Consider the following 8,403-nt stretch of genomic DNA (forward strand, 5'->3'; position numbering starts at 1 on the left):
GATGCGGCACAGGCCTCGCTAAACGCTAAACATTGCTCAGCGGGCTTATCTTTGAGGTTGTCAAAGAAGATTCCGCCAACACCGCGCGTCTCGCCCCGGTGCTTGATGTGAAAGTATCGGTCGCACCATGCTTTGTACTCTGGGTAATAAGTAGGATCGTGAGCGTCACAAGCGTCTTTAAGCGTTTGATGGAAATGACTGCAATCTTCTTCAAAAAGATAGCTTGGCGTAAGATCTGCTCCGCCCCCAAACCACCATGAGCCAGGCTTGGAGCCATCACCACGCTCAAAATAGCGAAAGTTCGCGTGAGCGGTAGGTGCCATTGGATTGTGGGGATGAATGACAAGGCTTACGCCCGTGGCAAAGAAATCAAGGTCTTGATTTCCAAGCTCAGAACCACCGCCCATCGAACGAGCGGCTTCTTCAGAGAGGGTTCCGTAGACAACGGAAACGTTCACGCCAGCTTTTTCAAAAACGTTGCCGCCTTGAATCACGCGGCTTGTGCCGCCTCCGCCGCCGGGACGCTCCCAGTTGTCTTCACGAAACTCAGTTCCATCCAGCTTAGAGACTGCTTCACAAACCTCGTCTTGAGCCTTGCGAACCATCGCCTCCATTTTTTCGCGCATGGAACTCATCTTGGCCTCAACGCGCTTGAGGATTCACAAACGTTTTGAAGTATTCAGAATCAGAGGACAGAACCACCCATGAATCTTCATCAATGGTCTTTCCGTAACTCTCAAGGCTTCTTACCATCTTGTAAAAACCTGGGTCGCGGTTGTAAGCCTCGGCATAAATATCCGTTGCTTTCGCATCCGCTGCACCGCGAAGAAATTCAGCATCTCTAAACGCTGCAGATTCAATGGTCTTAAGCTCGCGCTCTCTATCACCACTGATACGCGCCGACTCACCTTCACCCTCAGAGCGATAGGCGTTGGCAATACTGCGACGATCTTGAATCATTCGCTCGAAAACCTTGGTCTTAACGCTTCGTGTATAGTTCACACGCTGAAACTGAATATCCACCAACTCGATGCCAAACTCAGGCATTGCCGTTGCTGCTTTTTCGAGAATCAAGCGGGTAAGCTTGTCACGACCCGCTTTAATTTCAGGTGATTTCTCTTCAGCCATACCCGCAATCTTCGCAACTTCTACATCCAGCGCTTGCTGAAATTCGCGGTTGGTGCTGCGCACAACTTCAATCAAGTTGTGAGACGCGATGACGTTACGCGTTTCAGAGTCGATGATATCGTCGAGGCGCGACTGCGCACTTGCTTCATCGCGAACCGAAGTGAAGAACTTCAATGGATCAATGATTCGCCAGCGAGCATAGGTATCAACGTAGATATACGTCTTTTCCTTCGTAGGCATTTCACTTTCTTCACCATCCCATTCAAGCCAGCGCTTCTCAAAGCGGTTCACTTCTTGGATAAACGGCGTTTTAAAATGAAGGCCCGGCTCTGTTACCGCGTCGCCTATAGGCTCGCCAAACTGAGTAATAATGACCTGCTCCCATTCAGGAAGCACGTAGGTGGATGCTTGAAAAAGAACCACACCCAAAACAATAATAATTAAAGCAATTGGAGCACGCATTATTTGATGCCTCCTTCATTCAGGTGCAGGAGCGGAAGAAGACCTTTGGTCTTGGAATCAACAACAACTTTACGCTTTGCCTTCGGTAGAACCCGATCCATCGACTCAATGTAGAGACGTGTTCGCGTAACCTCTGGTGCTCGTCGATAAGCTTCATGCAGCGCCTTGAAGCGGTTTGCTTCACCTTGGGCGCGGTTCACGCGGTCGATGGAATAAGCTTTGGCGCGTTCGATGGTTTCCATCGCTTCACCACGGGCACGAGGTACGACCTTGTTGTAAGCAGCCATGGCTTGCTTCTTCATTCGCTCACGTTCTTGCTTGGCCGATTCAACATCTCGAAGTGCATCTTGTACTTCCGCAATCGAAGCGTTGACGTCTCGGAGCTTAAGTTGCTGAATATCGATGCCTGTGTCGTAGCGCTTGTTAAGGTCAACAAGCAGCTCTTTCGCTCGGCGTTCAACTTCTTCACGTCCGTCGGTAATAACTTCATCAAAAGAGTAGTCACCGGTGACGCTGCGCATGGTGGCTTCTGCCATCAAACGCAATGTCGTCTCGATATCTCGGAACTGAAATAGGTACTTCTCAGGCGTCTTGATGACGTACTGAATAATCCACTCAACCTTCGCAACGTTTAAGTCGCCGGTAAGCATATCGGATTCAGCAACAGTCTCACCGTCACGCCGAAGCGTCGATTGAACGCCGGCTGCGGCCGTACGAAAACCAAATTCCATCTTTTGTTGACGCTCAACGGCAACATCTTGCACGCGGTCTACGCCGAATGGAACCTTGAAATGCAGACCTGGCTTGGTGGTATCAATGTGTTCGCCGAAACGCAGTACAACGCCCACGTGACCCGCATCCACCGTATAGAAAGATGACATGACAGCGACTACGCCCAAGAGCAGCAAGCCCATGGTTAAAAAAGAACCACCCTTGTTCTTGAAGTTGCGTGTCAGCTCTTCAACAGGATCGCGAGTGGGTCTGCGAGGACCGCCACCGCCGCCACCACCACTGGATGGCTTATTGAACGGATCATAAGAACTCATTGGTATCTCTCCTTATCAAGGCGTGCATAACACCTAGTACCGAAGGCCTCATACGTTAGATACGCCCCCTATGGCAACATAATCAGCTCAGCGCCGGGCGCAAGATGGGCAGCTTTTGAAATTCCCGAAATCTCGGGTTAGTATGCGCCCATGAAAGACTCGACCTATTTCCAATATCCATTCAATATGTCTGAAATATCTCACGAATATGGTGAAAACGTTCATCTCATCTCAGACCCGTTGCTCATGAGCTGGCTTACACAGCTCTCTTCACCCAAAACGCAACAGCCGGCCATCACCCATTTGGTGCGGGAGCTTTACGCAAGCCTCCTGCGAACCGTGATTGCTCGGGAAACGCCGCGGATTGCCGTGCAAGAGGACATTCGGATGGTCAGTGTGACCCCAAAAGGGGTTTGGCAGGGCGAAGTCCTGGACCCCAGCACCCGCTATGTGACCGTTGATATCGCTCGGGCGGGCACCTTACCGAGCCAAATCGCCTTCGAACTGCTTAATACTGTGGTCAACCCTGAGGGCGTTCGCCAAGATCACCTCTATATGAACCGGGCCACCAACGAAGCGGGCGAAGTCTGTGGGATTAACCATACCGGCTCCAAAATTGGCGGCGATATCGACAACGCAGTGGTTCTTTTCCCAGATCCGATGGGCGCAACGGGCGCAAGCATGAGCGATGCTCTGAAAATTTACAAAAAACTACCGGGCGGTAAGCCCGCAAAACTCATCACCGTGCATTTAATCATCACCCCGGAGTACATTCGCACGATTCAGACAGACCATCCTGACACTGTGATCTATGCCCTGAGGCTAGATCGCGGTATGAGTAGTGAGGAGATTCTGGGTACACGGCCGGGAACACATCCCGAACAAGAGTCCGGATTGAATGATGTTCAATACATTGTTCCGGGAGCTGGCGGTGTCGGCGAAATCCTCAATAACAGCTTTGTATAGGTAGAAAACAATGGACGGTGATTACAGCAAGTGGCGAGACAATATCGACGTAGTGATGAGTGCAGAGCAAATCGCCCAGCGCAACAAAGAGCTTGGTAAAGCCATCACAGAAAGCTACCCAGCGGGTACTGAACTGTGTGTGGTGGGTGTTCTGAAGGGTTCATTCCTTTTCTACGCCGACCTCGTGCGCCATATCGAACTTCCCCTTCACTGCGAATTCATTGGTATTTCAAGCTACGGTGACGAGACCAAAAGCTCCGGGGTGGTGAAAATCACATCTGATTTATCCACCAGTATTCAAGGCCGAGATGTCTTAATCATCGAAGACATCATCGATACTGGCCTCACCATGAAGTACCTTTTGGAAAACTTTGAGACCCGTCAGCCCAAATCAATCAAAGTATGCACGCTGCTCGACAAGCCAACCAGCCACAAGGGCATCATCCCCATCGATTTTACCGGCTTTACATGCCCGGATGCTTTCGTCGTGGGATACGGCTTAGATTACGCCAGCAAACTTCGTAACCTTCCTTTCATTGGGGTTTACCATGGAGACACCTGAGACGCCGAAGCTAGAAGCGGCAACACAGAACGCAGCCCCCGCCGACAAACCGGCAGAGGCCAAACCACAACCCGAGCCCCAAGCCGCCTGGACGCCCACCCCGCCGCCATCGAAGGCCAAAGGTTTCTTCAAGTCTCTGGGCACATGGATGATGCTCTTGGTCATGGTTGGGCTCATCGGCGCTGTGCTTTACCTCTTGAGCGACCTCAATCGGCGGACTTATCGGCTCGCTCAGGTCGGTCAAACCATGGTGGTCCAAAAAGGTAAGTTCATGCCGACGGGGTTTGAGACTTATCAGCCCGACGAGTCTCGCCTACGTGAGGCCTACGCGCCCATCAGCTTGCCGGCCGGTGAAAAAGTACCCGGAGGCCAGCACTTTGAAGATCGCACCGATCTCGACCGCGCCATGTTTTCCATCCTTGCGGCGTGGGCCCGGGAACAGCTCGGCAGCGACGACCTAACCATCTCGTCCCAAGCCGCGGACTACATCCAGCGCTGCGTTTTGCTGCCTGGTGTTTCTGAGGAACAACGCAGAGATATTGCCGTCCTTAGAGCAGATCTGTCTTTCCGAAAAGGTCAAAATCTGCTCACTGGTATCGTCAATCAATTAGAAGCTGCAGCAGCACAATTCAAAGAGGCCATTGAGCAAGGAACGTCTTTTCAGGGCGAGGCTCAGGCATCGCTTGCCCAAGTTCAGGCGCGCATCAAAGTCCTCAGAGGTGAAATGGACGCCGCTCCCGAAGAGGGTACACCCCAAGAAAAGCCGCAAGAGAAGTCACCAGACGAGAAGCCAGCAGAAAATGAAGCCCTGCAGCCGGACGAACCTCCCGTCGCTCCGAGCGATAATTCACCTGAAGAGGAAGAAAAAGCTCAGGACGTCGAACTTTAGATTAAGCGTTCAGCAGATCGAGGTGACGGATACCATCGCGGTCGAACACCACCCGCACCCGCTCCGAGCTAACCAGTTCGTGGCCCAAACCGCTGTAAAATCTCAAGAGAATATTTAAGTGATAGACCTTGGGGCAAACCACCGTTTCCACTTGGCCCTGCTTAACATTAAAGAGGCGGACGTCGTGTTTGGGGTCATCTGCTAAAATTAACATTCGCCAAATATTAAAACGCATAATGTCGTTAACATCCGATAACCGTCCATGATTCAAATCGATATTTTTACCATCTAAGCGAATCTCTTTGTTGTAGCGGATACAGCTTTCTTGTTTAGCCTGAGCTTCTACCGAGTCTGGCTCTCCTGCATGACGATTCTTGAGGACCGAAGCCGGAACCTTACTTTTACTTAAGTGCTCCACTTGCTCCCGGCACCGCCCCACCGCCCCGCCATGGGTAGGATCAATGATTTGAGTGCTTCTATCCCAGAGCCGATACGCAATAAACGCCGAGTAATAACGCTTGATCCAATCTTTAATCCTGTCCTTGAGAACGTAGCTTAAAACCAAGGCAACAATAAATGGTCCCGTATTTAGGCCATAGGACATCTGCGCCCAAATACCAGTAAACACAGCAAATACCATCGCCACACCCGCTGCTATGCTTGCGATTAAATCAGAGTGACCATCCCCTGAATCTTCTTTGTTCACTTTCAAAAATAAAACCGACATCGCCATCTTCTTTAAAAGACCGCGGCGGTAAAGGTAATGCTCGTTGGGTACGCCGCCCTCTAGAATCCGAGGGTAGTCAGAAGCATCTCGGTAATCCCGTTCATCACGCAGCAATTGAGATGATTGCACGCGGGCTGTCGCAAAAAGCGTTTCATCGTAAAGCTCTTCCAGGGCTTCGTATAAGTGGGTCAGGTGGTTTTCTAAAACCAAGCTCAGGTATTCATCCACTTTTTGATAGGTATCTTGGATTTCAAACCCTACACCCTTGTGAAGAAGCTCAGGCTTGAGATTTCGATAAGCCTCAAAAACCATCTTGATCTCGGAAACCACTTCACAAATAGCCGATTCACTTAAAGATGCCTCTTCGTTTTTTTGGGCTGAATCTGGTTCTGGTAAACGTTCCACCAAATCACGAATTCTATCGCGCATATTTGCTCGCACCTGGCAGGCAAGAAGTTTCAGCTCTCGTAAAAGCTTACGACGAGCGGGTTCAGATGTTGGCTTGTCACCAAGAGTGGCCAGGGCAGACTTTAAGCGAATGAAGGGTGAATGCTGTGCACCTGGAGAGAGTAAATCCTTCAAGTCGATACTCGGAGTTTTAAAACGAATATAGCTTTGGGTGTCGCGGAAAAAATGCTCCGTGGAATACGTATCGCGATTGATCCCCAAACTTTTGGGAATAAAAATATAAGCTTCTACCCGGTATTGGTTACGCCGCTTTTTGGGGTCAATTGAGTAGTCGAGCTTCACCTCAAACTGCTGGCTGTCGTGCGCCTCCACACGACTTTCGATCAGATTTTCACTATGTTCCGTAATAGAAGACACTTTATTTTACCCTAATTCATCTTATTTTGAACCAACTCTCAGTCTAGCACGGCTCCATGGGTTCTCAAAATAAGCCCGAGAAGCTCGAACCGATGCCGCTCGATCACAAATTACGGCATCTTAGAAAATTAGGCATGGGAGAAGCCTCTCTCCCACATTGCGCAGCGGCCTTGAGACAGGTATGTGAGCGTCCATGACCAAGAGAATCACCGATACGCGATTTAACCGTGCTTGCCGCGGCGAAGAAGTAGACTGCGTTCCTGTATGGATGATGCGCCAAGCTGGCCGGTATATGCCGGAATACAGAGCCATCCGAGCACCGCATACCTTCTTGGAGTTTTGCCGAAACCCCGACCTGTGTGCGAGAGCCACCTTGGAGGCCGCGAAGTATCTAGATACCGACGCTGCCATCATTTTCAGCGACATCACCATTCCGGCATGGGGAATGGGGCTCAACCTCGACTTCTCACCTGGCCCACGGTTCGATCCCCCGGTACGCACGATGAAAGAAATCGATGCGCTCACGGAAATCGACCCAGCCAAAGATCTACCGTTCGTCTTTGAAGCCATCGCTAAAACGCGCGCGGGTTTACCCGACCACGTTTCCCTTATTGGTTTCGTTGGTGCTCCGCTGACGCTGGCGGCCTACATGATTGAAGGCTACCCCGATAAAAATTGGGTTCATTTTAAGAGCATGATGTACGATGCTCCTGAGCAACTCGATGCTTTACTGGACAAAGTCGCTACAGCAGTCACCGCTCACGCACGCGCCCAAGTTGAAGCTGGCTGCGATGTGATTCAAGTCTTTGATACCAACGCCGGACTTTTACCTCCCGATTGCCTTGAGAAATTCGCGTTTAAGTATGCGGAAAAAGTCATTCGCGGTGTTCAAGAATTAGGTGTCCCCGTGATTTATTTCGCCAAAGGCATCTCTCAACACCTCGATAAAGCTGCCAAAATGAAGAGCGACGTGCTCGGCGTGGATTGGACCATCTCCTTAAAAGATGCCCGTGAAAAAGTCGGTCCTGGCATCACACTTCAGGGCAACCTTGATCCATGTGCTCTTTTTGCCAGTGCTCCCGAAGTTAGAAAGCGGGTGACTGCCATCCTAGAAGACATGAAAGGTGACGCTGGATTTATTATGAATCTTGGCCACGGCATTCTTCCAAAAACACCACCGGAAAACGCCCGAGAGATTGTACGCACCGTGCGTGATTTCTATGGCCAGGCCTGGAACGGCGTCGACCTGGAAATGGATCCAGAATCCTAAGGCTCCATCGGCGTCTAAAGCTTGATCAAGCGAGGCTGACCCAAGCAGCGAAGCTTGCCTTTGCCCGTAAACAAAGCCTCCAAATGCGTTTGTAAGAGTGCATGATCATTCGGACGATTTTTTATCAACTCTTGCTCATCCGGGCTTAAAACTGAAATTTTAAGTGTCACCACCGCACGCACTTTTTTCGTGTCGACGCGTTGAAAGTCGGAAACCCGGTAGCACGCCAAATCCCGAAAAGCACCGTGAACCCATAGCTTAAGCTCGTGATCCTCTTGGGCGTAAGCCGTACGGTCTTGAATGCGAATTTCGATATCGCTCTCAATAAACATAATCCATCCTGCGTTTTGATCTCGCTTCTACAAGCATCCCCTTTTCCCGAGTGAAGTCAAGCAGGTACACACATTCAAAACCACTTCAAAACTGTCAGACGGGCGAGTTAATCGTTGACCTGTCGTTAACGGCTGCGTATATACCGCCCGCCTCGCTCAGGTGGCGGAATTGGTAGACGCGCTGGCTTCAGGTGCC

Annotated in this window: 9 protein-coding genes; 4 read left to right on the forward strand and 5 right to left on the reverse strand. The window is 50.6% G+C overall.

From position 1 onward, the window contains the following. From HOK28_24445 to hflK, 3 genes are all read right to left on the reverse strand, one after another. Window positions 1–626: coproporphyrinogen III oxidase (locus HOK28_24445; protein ID MBT6436261.1), on the reverse strand; the 626-nt coding region annotated here is incomplete at its 3' end. A 16-nt stretch (window positions 627–642) separates the two neighbouring features. After that, window positions 643–1,590, reverse strand: a complete 948-nt coding sequence (hflC, locus tag HOK28_24450) for a protease modulator HflC (protein ID MBT6436262.1) — start codon at window positions 1,588–1,590, stop codon at window positions 643–645. Further along, window positions 1,590–2,636 carry an FtsH protease activity modulator HflK gene (gene hflK / locus HOK28_24455; GenBank protein MBT6436263.1) on the reverse strand — a complete coding sequence of 349 codons (1,047 nt, stop codon included), beginning with the start codon at window positions 2,634–2,636 and terminating at the stop codon, window positions 1,590–1,592. Before hflK ends, hflC begins: the two co-directional genes overlap by 1 nt. 150 nt (window positions 2,637–2,786) lie before the next feature. On the opposite strand from hflK, the gene HOK28_24460 reads away from it, so the two are divergent. From HOK28_24460 to HOK28_24470, 3 genes are read left to right on the forward strand one after another with little or no spacing between them, the layout of a single operon-like run. Beyond that, the gene (locus HOK28_24460; protein ID MBT6436264.1) at window positions 2,787–3,602 is read left to right on the forward strand and encodes a uracil phosphoribosyltransferase; all 816 of its coding nucleotides are present in this window, start codon (window positions 2,787–2,789) and stop codon (window positions 3,600–3,602) included. Window positions 3,603–3,612: 10 nt separating this feature from the next. Next, a complete protein-coding gene (gene hpt / locus HOK28_24465; GenBank protein MBT6436265.1) occupies window positions 3,613–4,164 on the forward strand; it encodes a hypoxanthine phosphoribosyltransferase in 552 nt (183 codons plus the stop codon). Beyond that, window positions 4,151–5,053, forward strand: coding sequence for a hypothetical protein (locus HOK28_24470; protein MBT6436266.1), 903 nt, complete (start codon window positions 4,151–4,153; stop codon window positions 5,051–5,053). The genes hpt and HOK28_24470 overlap by 14 nt, the downstream gene beginning before the upstream one ends. A gap of 1 nt (window position 5,054) precedes the next feature. On the opposite strand, the gene HOK28_24475 is transcribed toward HOK28_24470, so the two are convergent. Further along, window positions 5,055–6,605, reverse strand: a complete 1,551-nt coding sequence (locus HOK28_24475; GenBank protein MBT6436267.1) for a hypothetical protein — start codon at window positions 6,603–6,605, stop codon at window positions 5,055–5,057. A gap of 193 nt (window positions 6,606–6,798) precedes the next feature. Here HOK28_24475 and hemE point away from each other — a divergent pair, with 193 nt between their 5' ends. Continuing rightward, window positions 6,799–7,875, forward strand: coding sequence for a uroporphyrinogen decarboxylase (gene hemE / locus HOK28_24480; GenBank protein ID MBT6436268.1), 1,077 nt, complete (start codon window positions 6,799–6,801; stop codon window positions 7,873–7,875). Between the two features lie 14 nt (window positions 7,876–7,889). On the opposite strand, the gene HOK28_24485 is transcribed toward hemE, so the two are convergent. Next, window positions 7,890–8,207: a hypothetical protein gene (locus tag HOK28_24485; protein MBT6436269.1), complete on the reverse strand. Its 318-nt coding sequence runs from the start codon at window positions 8,205–8,207 to the stop codon at window positions 7,890–7,892. Between the last annotated feature and the right edge of the window lie 196 nt (window positions 8,208–8,403).

The sequence above is a fragment of the Deltaproteobacteria bacterium genome (assembly GCA_018668695.1).
GTDB lineage: Bacteria > Myxococcota > XYA12-FULL-58-9 > XYA12-FULL-58-9 > JABJBS01 > JABJBS01.

Coding starts and splice junctions, on each gene's coding strand:
- HOK28_24485 (MBT6436269.1), bottom strand. CDS start 8,207: ATGTTTATTGAGAGCGATATCGAAATTCGCATTCAAGACCGTACGGCT.
- hemE (MBT6436268.1), top strand. CDS start 6,799: ATGACCAAGAGAATCACCGATACGCGATTTAACCGTGCTTGCCGCGGC.
- hflC (MBT6436262.1), bottom strand. CDS start 1,590: ATGCGTGCTCCAATTGCTTTAATTATTATTGTTTTGGGTGTGGTTCTT.
- HOK28_24460 (MBT6436264.1), top strand. CDS start 2,787: ATGAAAGACTCGACCTATTTCCAATATCCATTCAATATGTCTGAAATA.
- hflK (MBT6436263.1), bottom strand. CDS start 2,636: ATGAGTTCTTATGATCCGTTCAATAAGCCATCCAGTGGTGGTGGCGGC.
- hpt (MBT6436265.1), top strand. CDS start 3,613: ATGGACGGTGATTACAGCAAGTGGCGAGACAATATCGACGTAGTGATG.
- HOK28_24470 (MBT6436266.1), top strand. CDS start 4,151: ATGGAGACACCTGAGACGCCGAAGCTAGAAGCGGCAACACAGAACGCA.